This window comes from Pseudomonas sp. GL93, from assembly GCF_003408955.1.
Taxonomy (GTDB): domain Bacteria; phylum Pseudomonadota; class Gammaproteobacteria; order Pseudomonadales; family Pseudomonadaceae; genus Aquipseudomonas; species Aquipseudomonas paracarnis.
In genome coordinates, this window is the sequence record NZ_NKRF01000129.1 from 1 (window position 1) to 19027 (window position 19027).

A 19027-nucleotide genomic window follows, 5' to 3' on the forward strand; every position below is an offset into this window, starting at 1 on the left:
CGTTCGGGTGAATAGTACGTCACAACCTGCCTCTTTCCGCCCTCGGTATGCTCTTTGGGGGTAAATCAGGAGAGGCGACAACTATCCTGACACCGGGGGACGGCGTGGCGCTCTACTCGGATTTGAAACAGAGCCTGACCTTTGGCATGAGCGATGAAGAGGTAAACAGCATACTGCCCACGATGGAAAGCGTTGCAAACCGCTTTGCTCAAAGCAGCTTCGTTGCTACGCAGGTACTTTTCTTGTACCCAGCAAATCCGGGCATGAACCATCTCACGATCAAGCAGGACGACCTGGCTGAGCACCTGCCTTTGGGCAACAGTCGTCAAGCTAACAGACTCGACATAGATCTTTATGTAGGCCTTGTCATGAGGGAGGTGAAACTGCGGCTGCTAGGTAAAGCGTCACTGAACAGCCTTTTGAGAAGCGATGATGCACATCTACCCAAGTGCCTAGGTTGGTCACATGACTTGTTGATGGAGGTTTTCATCGCGCTCAGAGCAAGGGACTGGGTCACATTCCGATCCGCTCTCACCAAGCTGCTTGGGCGCGACTATAGCGATGCTGAGCTTAACACCGCCTATGATCGGCATATAAATCTGACCTGGATTGTCAAAAGCCCTTTGGACGAGGATCCCTCCTTTAGCCTGTTGGAAAAATTGGCCGCCTTCATTTCTTGCTTGGGGAAAAACGTTGAAACGGTACGAACCAAAGCCTACTGGTATGGGAAAACCACCAGCTCGAACAATCCTTGTTTTTATCTTGACCAGGTTAACGATTTCGAAAGCACTGTAGAGGTTCCTGAACATTATCTTGAGTACTGGTTCCGGCGGTACACACTCATGGTGTCCAGGCTCGTCGGGCGAGAGGATCTCTGGCACCACCACAACGCCCTCGAACAATTCGAGGGTGAACGTATCGCGGCGGTGCTTGATACTTATGACATTTCCACCGCGGCGAAAATGCTAAATACCTACTTGGACTACGTGCCCGACATCGCTGGCCCGCGAGAGCGGATAAAGCTCACGATCCAAGATTGACGAGCGAGCCTGCCAGTATCGCTCGCCCTCTTCATGCTTGAGCCGTGCATCGGCTCAAGCAGCCTCTCTGCACTGCGGACTCGTTCAACTCTGGCCCCACCGTCTACTGGGAAACTAGCTGGGCGCCAGGTACTACTGGCATCGCTTACCATTCCTGTACCCCATCGAGGCAGAACGACAGGCGTGGTTGGCCTTGATGTCCGATCGTTGACTTGCAAGACCTGATGCTGGAGGGCAAGCGCAGCCGGGAACACAGGTGGTCATCGAGGTTCGGCTGAATTGGTCAACTCGATGAGCGAGACCCTAAATACGAAGTCAGGACAGTCACTCTCAATCCCGAATTTGACCCTTCCCCTGGCCGGAGAATCGGCCATGTACTCCATGATCCTTTTCCCTGGTGACACCCCGGTCAACAGTTCAACCCACGTTTGGTTGATGACCATTGGTATCGTCGCCTACTTCATCCCTCGTCGATGACTCTACGACCGGCGGCCAACCAGCCGCCGGTTCTCTTGAACGCGCCTAAAAGCCGCGGCGTTTGTGGCTGCGACAGTTTTAATTCTCTAGAGTATCGTGCAGAACCAGCTGTTTGGGCGGTTGCGACAGTTTTGCCCTTTCTCAACATGACGCTGGAACCCGCGAATTTCGGGCCCCGTTGCGACAGTTTTAATTCACAAAATCCAAAGGTAATAATTTTAGCTGTTCGCGGGCTCGTTACGCAGCGGTAAACGTGCGGCAGCGATCATGAGTTTGATCCAGTCGGCGCGGCTCAACGGGCATGATCCGTATGCTTACTTGAAGGATGTTCTTACACGCCTGCCGACGCAGCGTGCGAGTGAGATTACCGCGCTGTTGCCGCACAGGTGGGCGCCCGTTTAATCACGCAAGGTGTGTTGGGCGGACGCTTACCGATAAGAATTACCTCCCGTCACTGGAAACCAAGCAATAGCGGTGCTTCGATCACGGGAGGACAGGAAGAAACCTGCCTGTCATGATATGGCGCTTACCTGACTCTTAACCTTGTTGGATGAAAACGGCAGTTCGCTGGAGGCGATAGTGAAATTAAGGATGTACCCAGCCGGCAATGGAGATGCATTTCTGATAAGCGCTTCTGGGGCGAACGTGCTTATCGACGCTGGCTACGCACAGACGTTCGATGATCACATCGCGCGTGATTTACTTGACCTCGTAAACAGGGGCGAGCAGTTGGATCTTGTCATCGCCAGCCATATCGATGCTGATCACATTTCTGGACTTATTCGGCTCCTCTCGCTCAACGGCTCTACCTCCGCACCCCGGATAGCCCCTATCAGCGACATTTGGCACAACAGCCTTCGAAGCCTGAGTGCTGAGCATCTTACACAGATTAGTAACTCCGACCGTGACATCTTGAACGCGCTTTGTCGACGTGGTCATCCATCTCCGGTGAAGGAGTTTGGTGCGGACTTTGGGGAAATTAGCGCACGTCAAGGAAGCTCGCTTGCATCATTGATCTATGAAGGCGGATACCGCTGGAACTTTAACGATGGAACCGCAAGCATCGCGATAGAACGCACATCTGTGCACAGCCTCCCAGGAGGAAGTGTGCGCGTAATTGGGCCCACACAAGAGAGACTGGATGGATTTCTCAAGTGGTGGAAAAGGCGTCTGCGTCAGATGGGGTACACCGGGGCCGTGGGGCCCGGCGAGGTGATTGACGACGCGTTCGAACTCTTCTGTGAACATGTACCTGAAACGGCACCGCCATCTTCTGTTTCTCTCTCCGCTGGTGGTCACAAATCGCTTGAGGAGGTCCACGAATCTGATCCCTCAACGACGAATGGAAGCTCAATCACAGCTATCGTCGAGCTAGGCGGGACTCGCGTGTTGATGTTGGCAGACGCATGGGCAGAAGACGTGGTCAACGCGCTCCAGGTGCTTAAGTCACAAGGCTGTTCGATGATGTTTGATGCTGTGAAAGTGTCGCACCACGGCAGCTTGCGCAATACCAGCCCAGAGCTGCTTGAACTCATTGACGCGCCAATTTACCTCGTGTCCACAAATGGAGTGGGACATGGTCATCCGGACTTTGAGGTCCTTGCAGCAATCGTCGATCGGCCTGCAGATTTTTCGCGCACGATTTTTTTGAACTATGCGACGCCAGCCTCGAGCCTCCTTCGCAGGCATCGCTCTCGGAGCAACACGCCATTTAGAGTGCACGAGAATGCGACCGATTGGATCACTATTGGGAAATCCTAAAGAAATGATTGATGCACAAATTGCGCGCGCTACATGTCAGATCAAGTGTGGCGACGAGTCCGGCACAGGTTGGCTAATAACGGGTACCCATGTAATCACTGCGCGCCACTGTGTCGATGAAGCAATTGATACGCAGAAGAAAATCGAGGTCCGCTTCGAGGTTAATGGGGTCGCGCAAGACCTTATCGCCATAGTGGTCGATGATGAGATAGCACTCGACATATGCCTGCTGCTGCTTGAGCGAGAGGTGGATCTCCCGCCCATCGCTCTGAATGCGTCGCTACCTTCTGAAGGGACCCGCTTTAGTGCATTCGGATTTCCTATGGCGAAGCTCTCTGTAGGTCATCGCCTTGAGGGACTGGTATCGCGAGTCCTAGATAGCCCAAAACTGGGAATAGATCTTGATCTCCAAGTAGAAGCCCCCGGAGCGCTGAGCAAGTACGAAGGAATATCCGGCGCTGCGCTTATTTGCGATGGCCGATGCCAGGGTATGTTGCGTCTAGGGATCGACAAGTCATTAGGTGCGATTTCCATAGCGAGGGTATCCGATTTTTTGCTGAGGAATTCCATCCCGCTCAGCAATACCGCAGGCGACGCTGATGGCGACAGGGTGCTCGCCCCACGAGAGGAATTTACCAAAGACTTCGATGCGCTGGTCAGCACCGCTGCGGGCGGCTACGCCTTCATCGAGGGTGCTCACGGTATAGGTAAATCGACGTTCTGCGATTCCTATCAGCCCTCACTGTCGACGCTTGAACATTTCGGGACTTACAGCTTCACGCATCGGTCTGGTACTGCAAATCCAATGCACCTTGCCCAGCCTGACGTATTCTTTGATTGGCTGAATACGTTGGTGTCTTTTCACCTTACGGGAAGCGCTGGACGCATTTCTGTAAAAAAATACTCAGAGTTGATCACCGGCACAAACGAACTGCTGAGTGAATTGGCAAAAGCATATTCATCGCAAGGAAAGATCGGCATCATCTTCGTGGATGGCCTCGACGAAGCCGCGAAGCTCGGTCAGGGTACCCTCGAAGCGTTCATTGGTTTGTTACCTCAACGAATGCCAGATGGCTTGAAGTTAGTCATCGCCGCTCCCAGCTACGTCCAGCTTTCCGCGGCGCTAGGTGCAAGGGTGACAACCGATTCCTGCATTTTAATGCCGGTGCTGACCCGTGACGCAGCGAGGACGTTCTGTGGTGACGCGTTACTGGCTGAGCGAGCCAGTGCCGCAACCGTCAGGATCATCTGCGACAGGGCTCAGGGACACGCACTCTACCTTCGATATCTCATCGACTTGGCTAACGGTGGCGCCGACGACGAGCAGCTAGCGGCTCTGCCTCTGATCAACGGCATCATCCGCAATTATTACGAGAGCTTGTGGCCGCAGTTGTTGGCTGATCCAGACGCCATCAACTTGCTAGCCATTATCGCGCGCTTGCGTTGGGGCATCCCTACGACACAGCTAGCGGAGATACTGAATGATGCTGAACTGGTAGTCCTTGTCACCACACTTGAGCGCATTCGACATCTCCTGCTGCGGCCTGGGGAGACAACTATTTATCACTTGTCTTTCGCCGATTTCCTAATTGAAAAGACGGCTTTGCGCAACATGGATATTCAGCATCGTCTTGCGGAGTATTGTGAAACACATCCAGGAAATCGCTATGGCACGCTGAACGCTGTGTATCACGGCCTTAGATCCGATTCGGCTGATGAAGCTCGCGCAGTTGCTAGTTGTAGGCAGGAATGGGTCGACCGGTGCATAACGGTGGGCGCTGAGCCCGATATTTTACTCAGTGATGTGAGCGAAGCCTTGGGGATGGCCGCCAAGCAAGGGGGCTTGCTCGAAGTTGTTCGACTTCTCTTGCTATCTCAACGGATTCAGTTTCGCTACGACACATTGTTCGCGCTCTCTGCTGACCTTGCTGCGGACGCTCTAATCGCTTTAGGAAAGACGCAGGAGGCGCTGCAGCATGCTGTACGTCACGGTCGCTTGATTGTTCCAGTGCGTCTGGCTTTGCGCTTGGCACTCCGCCTTGTGGATATCGACGTCGATGCCGCACTGGAACTTCTCGACAAGGTCGACTCAGTAATAGAGAGGCTTCACGCGAGTGACGAATTGACCATCGGCGATTTCATGGCCGCTAATGAGCTACGCGCTCAGGTACTGCTATTGCGGGATCGTGCAGGCGACGATTCTGCTTGGCAGATGTTGGCGCATCACAACGTATTTTCGATTAGATCGATCCAGCGAGGCGTTGATTCCGACCGCGGCCGCGAACAGTTTTTGACGGAGATACTTGGCAGTCATTTGGGCGCCATGGCGTGCTTAAAGGGAAGCTACCTAAGCCTATCGGCGCTAAGGAAAAATCCTGGTGGATCCATAACCGAGATCGACCAAGCACTCCTTCAACTCCTCGCCAACTATGCTGCCCTTTGTAAGGGGTACGAACTGGCTCAAGACCGAATTTTACTTGGTAAGGTGTTTGCTGACATCCAGACGCTACTGGAGGAGCGGGAGCAGGTGCGGGCAAGTCCTAGCTTATCGATCATTGATGCAATGGTTTCGTTGGGGGCACCTGCCGCAGTTCTGCGTAATCTCGTAGGTTCGCTGGATGACCTGATTCCGCTCCAATTCGTAGCGGCAGATAATGTCACCATGGATATGCCTAGCTTCAACTCGGGCATGGCTCGGTGGCGCCTTGCTGGACTCTTGGATCGTCAGTCGTCCTGTCCAGTTACGACGGAAATCCAATCCTCTAAATGGCAGGAAGGTGTTGAATCCTTATGCAGGGCCTTGGCATGGTGCGATGGAGCAGCAAGGTATTTCTCGGAACTCGCCGATAATGCTGGCCTGCGTTCTGTCTGGGAAATGTTGGAGCAGCATGTCTTCGAAAAGCTTCGTTTTACTCTGGCTCAACGCTCTGAGTGGAAGGATAGCTACGGGATTCCAGAGGCCGTCCTCCCCGAAATCTATGAGCGCCTGACAGATCTCATCGCGGATGTCTTTCCTGAACATGTCGATTGTTTGCTATCTGTAGTCGATGAGCTATTTGCAGTGCAGTGCGGTCTGTACTCCGAGGGGTTCAGAAGCATTTTGGCAAAGGTCCTTAAGCGCCTTACCAAGTTGACGCTGGATGATGAGGTCGAAGACCAAGCGTTCGCCTTACTGAGGCGGTGGCGGAATTTTATCCAGTCAAACGTAAAGAATCGTCATGAGCTGGTTCCGGAACTTCTGAGCACCATTCCTCTCTTCGTTCGACTGGGCGCTACAGAGGAAGCTCATCAGACGTATCAAGCTGTTCTGTCGTTTTCCATGGGGCCGAGTTGGTATAAAGAGGATCAACTGAGCCTAATGACTACTGCTCTTCAAGGTGTCCGACAGGGTGAGCCTCTGGAGGCGGGTGTTCTTTCGCGAGTTGCCGGTTGCCTAGAAATAGCCAGTGGAGAGATGACTTTTCAGCGCTTTGTCCGGTATGACAAAGCCGAGCTGCTCGGCATCTTGTGCGGGCGCGGGGATGTTCTGAAGGCAGTGCGCTACTTCCGTCGTCAGTCTTGCGGGACCGCCGAGCAATTGCTGACCGAGGCTACCGCGGGCGAGATCGACCGTATCGCTCCCCTTAAAGGAATGCGGTTTCCTGGTGGTGCCTTGGATGAACAAGATGCTTTGTACCGAATGCTGGAATCGGTAGGGTCTGCAGCTGATTGGCCTATCTGTTGGGCGCTCTTGGAGATCTATCAATTCGGTGACAGCCGCCACCTCGAGCGTTCTGCTCAAGCCTACGCGCGATTGGCTGCACAGGTCGGGAGAGAACGGAGCGCACTTGCTCTGATGGTCGAGCGGTTGATGATCATCTGCGAGGATGAATTCGATGATGAGCAGCGTGCGAGCTTCATATCGACGCTGCGGGACAGCTTGCCTTCAGCCCTGCTGGGATCATTCGAGGAGGTATTGGGCGAGGCGTATGAGGCCACCGACGAAGGCTTGCCTGCCGCGGCGGGTGGCGTCGCGTTTTCCCCTGACTCTTGGGATAGCAGCTCTTTAGAGGGGAAGGAGGAAGACGAGTCGATCAGGAACGCGTTTGTTATGCCTGGAATTTTTGGCACGTCAGATTCGAGCCGCGAATCTGACGCTGCAGTTGCACGTGCTGAACGACACCTTGCCAGGGGTAACGCCTCTGCGGCTCGGGACGAAGCTTTAGCAGCGCTTAAACTTCTTCAGCATGGCGGATGGTCAATCTGGGGAAGTTTGTCAGACAGCGCAGATAGAGCGGAAGCGATACTGCGTGATGGGGCGGACTCAACCGACAGCGTGGTGAAGATCTACGCTCCACTCATTCTCGCCGAGCGCCACGCTGACGCTTGGCGTCGCGCGGCTCACGTTATTAGAAAAATCTCGAGTATAGCCACGTGTGATGAGCGTGCAGGGCTAGTTCAACTGGTGGTTGAACACATAGAGATCCTCGTTGGCAAATCTCCCGAAAGCACCAGTGAATATGAATTTCTGGAGGCGGCCGGGACACAGGATACGTCTTCGAGTCTTATGGAGCTGCTGTTAGCGACAATTGACCATCCGAAGTGGTTGCGGCGGGATAAGGCCTCCGAACTGACCCTTTGGCTGCTAAATGCTCATCCTAGGTATATCTCGATGGTAGGCCCTCGGGCCTTCAGCATGGAAAGCACCAATCTGCCGGATGTTCTATGTGGTGTTTTAGATCATTTATCGATGACAGATCCATCCGTGCTCTGGGGCCAACTGTCTCCTGCTTTAAATATTGATAGCATCCAGAGTAATTGCAAACATGTGGGCCGACTCGGCGTGTTGTTGCGCATTTCCGAACGAGCAGCGCTGAGAGGCTCCGAAAGCGCAAAGTTGATGCTGGAGGCTGTGCGCTCGATATTTCCTGGGTCTGCAGAACGCGATTTTGAGGCCTTAGTCCAAGTCCCGTGTCCAGCCTGGGCTACGTCTTGTGAGGACGAGTGGCAGGAGCTCACCGCGCTAGGGCTTGTGACCCAGAGTTTCGCCGAGCAAGCGCAACAGGTCCTCCATGATGCATGCGAACCTCTTTCTATCGAGACAACCATTGAGCTCGAGAATTTGGTATCCAGAGGGGGTGGTGACAGTTCAAACCAGGTGTTAGACAGGTGGACGGCGAAAGTTCGCTATGCTCTCCAAGTCGCACTATTGCCTCAGGCGTTCGACTCGCTTCTCCCTGACATCACCCAAATTTTCCGCGTATACAACCCCTCACGAATGAATCATCTGCGGGTCGTGGGCTTCGCCTCACCTTCGCGGAGTTGGCTGGATTCGTTAAGGAAAACGGGAGGTGGGGTATTCGGGCCTGCTAGTGGGAATGACCTATATCTGGACTTTTTTGAGCGAGTCTGGGACGGTGATCGCTTTCGAAGTGTCCGGATGACTGCGTTCTTCTATCATGCGGATGAGCAGCCGGATCCACCAAGCCAAATCAGAGAATTCTCTTCCTCCGAATTACCGGAGTCGAGAGCGGCCTCCGTACAGGACGTATGCGTGAGAGTGAGATTTAAGCCGGTGTTCTTTGGCAGTTTCACGCCTGCCGTTCCTTCGGCCAAGCTGATACAGATGACCAATGCCACAAATAATGACATGACTCGTGCCAGTTGGAGAATTGGTAGGGCAAGAGGAGCAGGGCCGCTGAACGAAGGTTGCTTCCTCGCAATTAAGCGTGCTGCATTACGGTTGCATCCGGGCATTAGGATGGCCTGGTTATGCGAGATAGATGACAAACGCGCAATTATCAGTCGCCCAGCTTGAGACCCCGCTATGATCCCGAGAATTCAACCAATGGAAACACCGGTAACTCGTGCAGAGTTCGAGCTTCGATTTCATCACCTGCTAGTAAATATGAAGAGCGGTAAATTGCAGTACCCATCGAATGTAGCCGAGAGCTTGTTCAGACTGAAACTGCTCCCGAATGGCAGGCTGGACTTTCTTAGTGTCGACGAATTGGCGCGGGTGCAAGTGAACACCATGCATACCGTTATAGCCATGCAGGAAGCCTTTCAAGGCCAGGATGAACAAGGTCCGTCTTCTGGTGAGTGACAGCGGGGGTGGCGCTGTCGGTTACGATTCACGCCTGATGTAGACACACCGCCGCTCCTGACTATTGAATTTTCGTACTCGTAAACCGGTTGATCCGTTCGCCCCGGCGCATACGAGAGATTTGTTGATGCACCCAAACGGCAAGCTTTTTCAGGTGCATCAATTTCGAATGGCTTTGAACAGGCTGCCTACGATCAGCAGACAGTCATTGAACATCAGTGAGGAAGCTGCTTGCTTCTCGTCATGCTATCCAGGTGATACGAGCTAGCACCCGATGTCAGGAGTTCAGCCTGCTGGCGTAATTCCTCCAAAAGATCTGCTGAGGCTTTGCGTTGAGCCTCGGCATGCCGTCGCTGCGCCGCAGCCTCCCACAATTCAAGCTGCTGCTGGATTGTCGCAGGATCAGTCTTGTTCATCGTGGAGGTTTCCGCATCGTGCTTAGATGGGGAATTGTAGAATGTCTGATGAATGACAGAACTCTGATCGACGTTAATCAGTGGCCCTGGAGAACGGAACAACACTATCAGTATGAAAAGCAGAGTTCGGGTCTTTGCAGGTGGCCAAGATAAAAGCTTGGCTTTTGGAGCTGATTTTTTTGCTTTGGTAGGCATACGTACTATTCTCTTTGCACATTGCATGGCTCGCGCTGTTAACGCGATGGCAAAGCGGCGCTTTGCAAAGAGGATTTACAGTTTTGAAATTCAGTGGCTTTGGGGGTGCCATTAGGCGCTCTAAAACGACTATTTCAATCATCCAGCAACCGCAGTTGAGCCGCCTTAAACGGAAGCTAAGGAACCACCTTTGCTCCCGTTACTCCTGGTAAATTTCATCCTCTGATCGTTTAGTCCTCCTTCTAAAATTGAGCTATTCCTCACGCTCATGAAAAAAGCCCGGTGAGGCTCACCGGGCGTTTTCGATAATCAAGCCTTGCACTGGGGCAGCCCCGTCCATACCTGTAACGTAGCTACATCCTTCTGTGTCAATTTATGCAGCCATCCACTCGTCAGTGCCGATTCTATTCACGATTTTTTTAACGCTAAATGGCTGGGCAAGTGAGTTACCGGCTAACACTGCAGCTTCATCTGAGGGATGAACGCTAAGAAGTTTATTTCCATTTTCAGAAAACATGCCCCAACACACCTGCCATCCGGGCGCATCTAAGCTGGCAGCGAAAACCTGGATTCGGTGACTTCTACCAAGGTCTACTGCGAATCCACTACCGGGAAGGTCCGACTCGGCCCGAATCGAGCGGCTGACGATACCAACGACTTCTCCTGCCCGATTGAAAATGGGGCCTCCGCTCATGCCTGGAGGCCAGTCGCTCTCTACCTCAAACACTGGACTTGGATTGGAAGTGGTGACGCCATGAGGGTGTGCTGCCACAATTTTCCCATAGGCCCCGTACATGCCCTCTGACAGAAGTAATTTTTGCGAGTCCATATCCAGCTCCGACAGATCCAACTCGGGGAACCCCACGGCGAGCACGACATCACCGATAGTGGGCTGCCATCCCTCAACACGCACGGCCAGTGTCTGGGGGGAGCGCACACCTGGCCCGAGTTGAGAAGCCTTCAAAACGGCAAGGTCTATGGCGACTTTACGTTCGGATTTTCCCAGCAACGCGCCCATGGGATCATTCGCATCCATCATGGCGACATGAAAGCCCGTTACAGGTACGAAACAGTCATGAGGAACGGGGACGGAGCCATACCCTAGGACATGCATGCTAAGGAAAAGTATCGGTCGGCTTGGCCCGTTGTGCTCCGAAAAGTCGACAACATGATGGGCCGTCAAGAATGAGCCGAACTCATCAATGTTGAACGCCGTACCCAACCCATAGATGCGTCCCGCAGTGTCTTGACGAAACACAGGTACGATGGCGCTTCTCAGCCCAAAAGGATCTTGAATCCTGAAGGGATGAAAGGGTTTGCCAGCTTCGGGGGCTAGAGGGCAAAAACCATTTTTTGGGGCCCCAACCATTTCACACGTTACAATTTCAAAGGGTTCGAACTCTTCCATGCCATCTCCATTACCCATGTGAAATATCCATATCCTCTAAAGTTTTTTTCAGTAGTTCACGCCGTTTTTTCGCGATTGCTGCCTGCAGCTCATCTGGAAGGTCGTAGTTGAGACTCAGCCATTGCGACTGCAGTGGCTTTAGTCCCTCGAACAACGCCGGTTGCCCGTTCTGGATCTTTCTGTGTATCGCGGCAATGATTTTGAGCTCTGAGTATTCGCAATCCTGGCGGGGAGATGTGTCGGCCAGAGATCCGAGAGTACTGTTGCCGTATAGGCGCATCTGAAGTTTCAATGCCCGTTCGACGATAGTTCGTGGTTGCATCGCCTTGCGATATGCCGCTTCGCCTCCTTCGGCGCCAGCTTGAAGACCGAACTGGACTTCGAAAAATGACAGCATGCCTCTGATGCAGGTTGAAACCCGCTCGCTCGCTGACGGGTATTTGGGGGAGGTAATATTGAAATAGGAGCCGGACAGGTTGGCCAAAGCCGAGGCCAAAGCATCGAGGCGGCTTCCGGTGTTTGTTGCGCCCGAAAGATTGCCGAAGCACCTCAGCGTCTTCTCGCCAAGAGTCATGACCACCATGGCCACCTTCGTGCCGAAGTAATCCGCCCAGACCTCCAGCGCCCGGTACTCTAAGGCAGACTCATCGTAATGCTCGTTATGGCGATGAAGGTAATGAGCGGTTTCATGGCCAAGTACCAACAGGAGAAGTGCTACATCGGTGAAGGACTCGACGGAATGTCCCATCATTGTCTCGGGCAGTTGGATGCGTGCCGTTGGGCCGGATCCTCTGCAAGTTGGATCATCGCCTGCTGTTTCTATACGTAGCTCAAAACCGTGTCGGGCCTCAAAGAAGTTCTCGACATCAGATTTGAAAGCTTCAACTACATCTTGCCCGGTCAGGGCTGGTTCTATATTGCTCATGCGTCAGCTTATGTCGGGCGGGTTGTCAGGGGATAGGCGTCGAGGGCACAGGCGCTCCTCGCCATAGCCACCATCAGCACATTTGGACTTGTGAGGATCTTCTCACTTTGTGTCGGAGTGCTCTACCTTACGCTGCGTGACAATGTACTTTAGAGATTGAGCATGCTTCCTTTATAGAAGGAAGCGCTTTGCTGAGGTCGGAGCATAATGATTTTGAGGAGAGAGATTGAGACGCCTCAAAAAACGGTGGGCTGCCCGAATCACCATGGCTCTGGGGCAGCGAATGTCGCCGGTGATGTGTCTGGTTACTTGTTAGCTGAGTCCCCACTGATCATCAATTGCCGCAGCAGGAGAGAAAGCTGCACCTCGAGGTCTACTCCAAAGCGCTTTTGACATTGAACATGAGGGCGCTGCGGGCGACAGACCCGGTGTTCCAGCGGTTCTATGACGAAGTCAGCTCAATCTGATCGCAAGCCAGTAGCGCCTGCGTTCTGGAGCGTGAATCATCGTTTGGTTAGGGCCAGCGTCTTTCAATGATCAGCAGGCTCATACGATGTGATTGAGGCTCAAGACGGCATCAGCAAGATGTGCGTAGCACCGATCCGCTCCAGGTAATCCCACCCAATCAGATGCGGGTGATACTGCATATCGGCGGTCATGTCATCCGGATGCAGGAAACACATGCGGCCAATGACATCCGGCACTTCATTGACCACGCCGTAGGTTGTGCCAAATGTGATATCAATTACCTCATGGCTTGGCAGCGTGAGCCACGCATGCAGATTTAGAGCTAGGGAAGATACGCCTTTTTTCAGCATCGTCTTGAGATCACGGGTATCGCTATGGAAAACATTGTGCCCGTTGTACTCGACATAACCTAGGGTGAACGTGAGCGGCACCCCCAGAGTTTTTTCTAATGGGGCTTTCAGCATTGCGGTTACGGCAAAGCACTGCTGAGAAACATCTTCAGCATGGAAATGGGATAGATGCGCTGCCGCCACTTGCTGAAAGATTTGGAGGTTTTGCTCGCTGACAAAGCGCTCGTCGGTGCGCCTGAAACCTGAGGGCGTCAAGCCCCAGCTTTTGCTGCGCTTCAAGGCTTGGGCAAATCGTTCTTCGTAGTCGCGGGCTGGTTGGCCGATCAGATGCTTAATCCATGACAGCAATGGAAACTCCTTGTACGGATGCAAAGCTGGAAGCATCAGGCCAGAGGAGTATGAAATCAATGGCTAGGCCCATGAGTGTTGCCACCAAGCGCCTAGTCGGATGATATCTTCGTACTGTGGAGAGCGGCGATTTCAATAATACGCTCCAGAACGACGTACGATGGAGCTGTTCCTGAATCGCTGTCCCAGTATGGGCTTACATTGGAGGTAAGACGCCAGTGTCTCTGATCGACGATGTTGATGCTTTACAGGCTATCTACGTAAACCGCGCGACCGGACTCGGTAACAACGACGACGAGCGAGATTATCCACTTTACCGTCAAAGCATTTTGGACGACCCACGTGCAGCTTCGCTTGCTCCTGCTTGGGTGAAACGGCACCGGAACCTAGATCAGTTCTGGGGCTTCATAAAGCCAAAATTTGGGTCGTACGCGGAACGTAGAAGCTTCATATGGGATGAGTTCAGAGCACTTGCTGATTACGCAGAGTCCGTCGATGTGCATCCGTCTGATGCGGTGGTGTCTGAAGCGATGAACCGCTTCGACGCCGAGCATGTACGTGGTGCTTGGACTAAAGCGATTGAACGCCGTGCTTCGGATCCTGAGGGGGCGATCACCATGGCCCGGACGCTTCTTGAGTCCGTCTGCAAGCATATCCTGGAAGAAGCGGGCGACAGCGAGCATGAAGCAAATTCTGATCTCAACAAGCTCTACAAGCAAACAGCCTCGCTGCTCAACCTGACAAAAGCGCAGCATGAAGAGGTGGTCTTTAAGCAAATATTGGGAGGCTGCACTGCAGTTGTAGAGGGACTGGGCTCGTTGAGAAATCGCCTCAGCGATGCGCACGGAAAGGGTAAAAATGGTGCGAAGGCAGCACCCCGACATGCCGAACTGGCCGTAAACCTAGCTGGCTCCATGGCAATGTTTCTACTTGCGACTTGGGAGTCCCGATCAGGCCAAGAGCAACGTTAAAAACTGCTCGAAGCCGCGTCAGTGTTGGCTGCGACAGTTTTAATTCTCAAAAACCAGCGTCTGGATTGAGAGAATTAGATCTGTTGGCAGGGACTGGGTAGCAGCCCTCGGCTTGTCTTCTGTGTTATCGCCGGCACAGGACAGACCCAGTCGCTGACCCACGCTCCTACTTTGTGAACCGCTTCATTGCTGAAATTTCGCGGATTGGTGCTGGAGCAGCGTGACCTCGGCCACTGGGTCAATTTGACGTCAGCCCCAACAACATATTCCTCCTCAAGTTCCCATAGGCCCTTTTCCGCCCGTCACGTAAGATCCTCTAGCCAACAATTTGCTGGGAGCTGTTCGTGAACGATTCCTTCTCTGCACCAGATTTGCAAACCCTGTTTGAGGCTATGGCCGAGAACGCTGCTTGGGCGAGCCCCAGCCACTCGCTGGATGATGTTGCGAAGGACAACGCTGGACTTGTCGCCGATCTCGCCAACTTCGAACGTAGCGGCACAGTGGCTTTGCTCGCTAGTTTGCTGACCCTCCCTGCGCATCAGTCCGAATGCTTGCGATTAGAGTTGATGGCTGCTCTGGCTCTCATTCATTGTCATGGCGCACAGGTAGCTACCGTCGATGATGCGCGGCGCTGGTATGCGATCATTGGCGAGTCGAACAGCGTCATTGGGGAAGATCCTGCCGAGGACGTATTCGTCTCGATAGTCGGGAACGAGAAAGGCGATTACCGCATTCTGGAAGGCATCTGGGAGGCCGCAGGCTTCTACACACAGTTGATGGTCGACGTTATCTTCAGTATGCCCGAAGAGGGCTATTTCATCTCGATTAAACGTTCTACACAGGCGCTTCTACAGCTATCGGACGTGATTTGCGCTAACTCTTCTCTACAACGATTCGAGCCGGGTGTTGAAACCAACACCAACTCGCTCGAAACTGGAGGCCTTGACGCAAGCGTCCTCCGTTCACGTGTCACCCTGACGAAGCGCATGCTAAAAGCCGCCGGTGTGGCAATTGCAGATCTTTCCCCCTTCATTCTTGATCACACGCAAATCGGTGCTCTCGGCAGCCAAGTGCCTAGCGTGGGAGTGCTGGAGCAGCGCCCGCTTCTTCGCGTACATGATGACCTTGTCGTTGTGCTGCCCACGGCTCTATCCATTGCGCTTCGCCACGCGGTGATAGCGTTCGCCGTCCAGAAGCGAGAGTTGAGCAACCTTGACAGGGCATTAGCCCAAGCCCATGTACATACTCTTTCTCAGAAACCGGCGTTTGGTAACGGTGAGCGAATTCGGTTGTCTTGGGAGAGGATTGGGACTACCCAATCAGCGACCTCTTACTCTTCAGTCGATGTGGGCCACTTCATGGTGCTCCAATTCGTCTTGCCCTCAGTGCAGCTGCACTCGGCCGAAGGTTTCAGCAGCATGCTCCGGCTCGATGAGAAAACCGCGAGTATCCTCGACGCCCGTGCTGCAAAATCCGCTGTTGAACTTTCCAAACAACCAGGCTTCCAGCGTGGCATCGTCGTGCGGGTAGGCTGTGGCTGGGGTGCGGGTTTTGTTGGCTCGGTGCCGGAAATGCCCGCGGCATGGCAGTTCGAGTGGATGTCGTGCGCAGACTTTTTCCGCTTAGGCTCGCTGCCAGAGATGTCCCCACTTGCCTTCTGGCGTGTGCAGGACGCAGTGGAAATAATTTCGCGAGCCGGTGTTCAATTAATCAATGTCAACGGCATTCTCAATCTCCTTGGCTGGGCACGCGCCAATGATGGTCATATGGTCCCGCACGATCAATTGCCAGAGGGGCGCATCACACCTGAGCGGCCTCTGATGCTCTCAATTCCTACAGATCTCCTTCGCGATGTACGGTTAGCCGCAGACACGGGGTATGACTGGCACCGCATTTGTGACAACAGTGGCAGATGGCATAGGGTAATGCGGCCCTCAGCAGGGGACTACTTTCCGACCGAGCGCGAAAGCCGGTGCTATGCATCAATCGATGAGCTCGAGGCACGACGTTTGAGTTGTGTCTACGAGGGGCAGCTCACCCTCTGGGTGACGATCGAGGCACCTGATGTGGAGGATCAAGCGCTCCTTGTCGAGTTGGCCAAGATGGTACGCACGTGGGCTGGGCGAATTGGCGAGGCGGTCGAAGCCATAGGCAATGAGAGGACAAGGAAGTCGATAAAGGTTTATCTCTGCTTTGAGGGTGACGGCGACGTTAGCGAGTTCGACGGTAAGGCGATTCCCCGTGATCTAAATGCTTTCTGGAGGCTCGAGCGGATCCGTGAGCATGGGGCACTAAGGGTAGTGCTCAAAGACGGATTTCTTGCTGGCTTTCGAGCGTCGGACAATCGTGCAGAACGCGCATTGGTCCGCGCGCTCGGCACGGCGTTTGCCACTCTGCTTCGTTTCAATGCACCAGCCGACCAGGGCTTTGCGATCGAGCAGATCGCGGTTCCCAATGACGCCGCGCGCAGCTTCCACATCATGGAGACATTCGACTTCAGTGACCGGGTGTCCAGCTCGTTGAGCCGACGCCTTTTGACCATCGAAAACACTGAGTCGGGTGCCGCCAGAATTGAGCTCGGGTGGCGTGCGGTTGCGGCCGATGCACCGGCGCAGTACGAGGGGAAGAAGGCGGTCGGCAAGCTCCTCAACGATGTAGTGGATGTGCTCTTGAAAGACATGCAGGAGGAGCTTTCCCAATTCGATCGGCTGAAGACGCTTACCCGCCTGCTCGAGAATTGCGAACGAGCACGCCGTGAGGAGAACCATTGGCATCGGACGGCTGCTGCGGTACTCGGTCTGCATGCTGGTGAAGTCGGTGTCGAGACAACCGTCGCCAAGCAGTTAGGACGTTTTTCCGGCGCGGCGCTGACCTCCCGGTTAGTCATTGAGCTAGCGATTTGCGCGTGCCCTATTGACGGAGGGATGGAGCCTTCCGATATGGCGCTCGGGCGGCTCCTTGCACAAGCAGCATTACTTTTTCGCATTGGCGGCATGTCTGACGCCGTGCGCTTTGGAGCGCTACCTGCCCAAGTGCAGATATCTCCATTAGGTGACCTTCTCTTCCGCGACGAGCTTGGAGAAATGGTGCTTGACCCTTTGTTGTCTAAGGCGACCAACGAGCGGTTCGAAGCCCACGCTGCTCGGTTCAAACAGCATTACGCCAAAGCGGAAGAGATCGAAGAGTTGATAGGCGAAGAAGGCACCACGGATGCTGCCACAGACGATGACGATACTGAGAGCTTTCTCGCGTTCTGGAACGCAGAAATGGGCTTTACGCTAGAAGAAGGCCTCGAATTCGTCCATGCACTTGAGTTGATTGGGATCGCTAATCAGGCGGCAATCCTCACCATGAAGCGGCGCCAGTTGGAGCATGCCGGCCAGTCCGCCGGACTCGACGATAAGGTCGTTTCCGCGTTCCTTGACCGATTCGTGCTCAAAACTCGTCCAAAGTGGGCTGAGGTGACTGACGAGTTTGACCTATCCGACATCTATCCTTGGCGGTTCGGTCGACGCTTGTCAGCCGTCGCCAGGCCGTTGCTACAGATAGACGATAGCCAAGACCCGTTAGTGATCGTATCCCCAGGGCAATTGCGCAACTCGCTGCAATACGTCTTCGACGGAGCACATTCTGGGCGGCTCAAACGAGAATTCTTCCGTACTGACGGAATGAGGGACGAATGGTTGGGTGAGGCCCGGGAAGGGCATACCTTCGAAAAGTCTCTAGAAAAGGATCTTCAAGGTGTGGGGTGGACTGTACGGCGCGGAATCGGATTTCCAGAGATATTGGGGCGAAAACTGTCCACTGATCCTGGCGATATAGACCTGCTTGCTTGGCGTGCGGATCGAAACCAAGTGCTCATCGTCGAGTGCAAGGATCTTTCCCTTGCTCGAAACTACTCAGAAGTCGCTTCCCAGCTTTCCGATTATCAGGGTGAGGACATAAAGGGCAAACCAGATAAGCTCAAACGGCATCTGAAGCGTGTTGCACTCGCGCATGAAAACCTTGCTGATTTTGCACGGCTCACGGCAATCAAAGATCCCGAGCTCGTCTCCTGGCTTGTTTTCAGTGGAGCATCTCCTGTCGCTTACGCACAGTCCCAGATCGCTGCATTGCAAGGTACTCATGTTGGGCGGCCAAACGACCTTCTCGAATACTGAACTGTAGTGGTCTACTAACCCCGGAAATCTTTTTAGGCGAGAATCATCGCCATACAGAGATGTTCGATGAGCAGATAGCACATAGCCACGGCGGTGGAAGTATATGAACACTTGCCGTTCCACCTTTTGTGCCTTGTGGGTCTACCTCGCGGATCTCCAAGGCTTGAATGCTACGCCGTTCTACTTTGATGCCGAAGACATCCACTTTCACGCTGGACTGTGCGCCAGTGAGCACGGCGTGTCGCATCTTCGGGCTTTCGAAGCCCTAGCATCCAATGATAGGTGGTGGCGGTATGGCATACTGCCATATCGAGGCGGCCCACCGATGCATCCCTCTTGAATGATCATCTCGTCGTCAATCCATCGCAATGACTTTCGGTACAGTGAAATGCCCAAGGTCAAGAATTTGAAGCGATTATGCTC

10 protein-coding genes and 1 pseudogene are annotated in these 19027 nt (G+C 53.7%); 7 read left to right on the plus strand and 4 right to left on the minus strand.

What is annotated here, in order from left to right; translation table 11 throughout:
- Positions 1-104: 104 nt before the first annotated feature.
- The 5 genes and pseudogenes from CER19_RS25720 (at position 105) to avs1c (ending at position 9363) form a co-directional block, all read left to right on the plus strand.
- Entirely contained in the window at positions 105-1040 is a 936-nt protein-coding gene (locus tag CER19_RS25720) for a hypothetical protein (RefSeq protein WP_116668449.1), read from the plus strand.
- 699 nt (positions 1041-1739) lie between these two features.
- Positions 1740-1919: pseudogene (locus CER19_RS25730) on the plus strand (transposase domain-containing protein); the annotation flags it as partial.
- Positions 1920-2060: 141 nt separating this feature from the next.
- Positions 2061-3278 carry an AVAST type 1 anti-phage system MBL fold metallo-hydrolase Avs1a gene (gene avs1a / locus CER19_RS25735; protein ID WP_218568488.1) on the plus strand — a complete coding sequence of 406 codons (1218 nt, stop codon included), beginning with the start codon at positions 2061-2063 and terminating at the stop codon, positions 3276-3278.
- A gap of 4 nt (positions 3279-3282) precedes the next feature.
- A complete protein-coding gene (gene avs1b, locus CER19_RS25740; RefSeq protein ID WP_165861676.1) occupies positions 3283-9075 on the plus strand; it encodes an AVAST type 1 anti-phage system protease Avs1b in 5793 nt (1930 codons plus the stop codon).
- 30 nt (positions 9076-9105) lie between these two features.
- On the plus strand, positions 9106-9363 hold the full coding sequence (gene avs1c / locus CER19_RS29510) for an AVAST type 1 anti-phage system protein Avs1c (RefSeq protein WP_116668562.1): 258 nt from the start codon (positions 9106-9108) through the stop codon (positions 9361-9363).
- Positions 9364-9578: 215 nt separating this feature from the next.
- Here avs1c and CER19_RS25750 read toward each other — a convergent pair whose 3' ends face one another.
- From CER19_RS25750 to CER19_RS28910, 4 genes are all read right to left on the minus strand, one after another.
- Complete coding sequence (locus CER19_RS25750) at positions 9579-9974, minus strand: hypothetical protein (protein ID WP_116668453.1); 396 nt, start codon at positions 9972-9974, stop codon at positions 9579-9581.
- A gap of 373 nt (positions 9975-10347) precedes the next feature.
- A complete protein-coding gene (locus tag CER19_RS25755) occupies positions 10348-11382 on the minus strand; it encodes a serine protease (protein WP_165861677.1) in 1035 nt (344 codons plus the stop codon).
- Between the two features lie 10 nt (positions 11383-11392).
- Positions 11393-12307, minus strand: coding sequence for a hypothetical protein (locus CER19_RS25760; RefSeq protein WP_116668455.1), 915 nt, complete (start codon positions 12305-12307; stop codon positions 11393-11395).
- A 566-nt stretch (positions 12308-12873) separates the two neighbouring features.
- Positions 12874-13473, minus strand: a complete 600-nt coding sequence (locus tag CER19_RS28910) for a hypothetical protein (RefSeq protein WP_178088134.1) — start codon at positions 13471-13473, stop codon at positions 12874-12876.
- Positions 13474-13691: 218 nt separating this feature from the next.
- Between CER19_RS28910 and CER19_RS25770 the strand changes: the two genes are divergently transcribed.
- Entirely contained in the window at positions 13692-14444 is a 753-nt protein-coding gene (locus CER19_RS25770; RefSeq protein ID WP_116668456.1) for an abortive infection family protein, read from the plus strand.
- A gap of 344 nt (positions 14445-14788) precedes the next feature.
- Positions 14789-18604, plus strand: a complete 3816-nt coding sequence (gene upx / locus CER19_RS25775) for an anti-phage protein Upx (protein ID WP_116668457.1) — start codon at positions 14789-14791, stop codon at positions 18602-18604.
- The last annotated feature ends 423 nt before the right edge of the window (positions 18605-19027 follow it).